The sequence below is a fragment of the Methylobacterium mesophilicum genome (genome assembly GCF_022179445.1).
Taxonomy (GTDB): Bacteria; Pseudomonadota; Alphaproteobacteria; order Rhizobiales; family Beijerinckiaceae; genus Methylobacterium; species Methylobacterium mesophilicum.
Genome location: NZ_BPQU01000208.1, coordinates 1 through 210 on the forward strand (window position 1 = coordinate 1; position 210 = coordinate 210).

The following is a 210-nucleotide window of genomic DNA, read 5'->3' on the forward strand; positions in this document are numbered from 1 at the left end:
TTTCCACGCCGTGACGCTCGTTGCCAATCACGACACCCAACCGTTGCAAGCCCTCGAAGCGCCGGTCGAACCGTGGTTTAAACCGCTGGCGTATGCCTTAATTTTGTTGCGGGAAAATGGCGTTCCTTCGGTATTCTATCCGGACCTCTACGGTGCGCATTACGAAGATGTCGGTGGTGACGGGCAAACCTATCCGATAGATATGCCAAT

The 210-nt window shown here is 53.8% G+C and carries 1 pseudogene; it reads left to right on the forward strand.

Annotated elements, in window-relative coordinates:
• A pseudogene (locus MFF40_RS28740) lies at positions 1 to 210 on the forward strand (alpha-amylase); the annotation flags it as partial.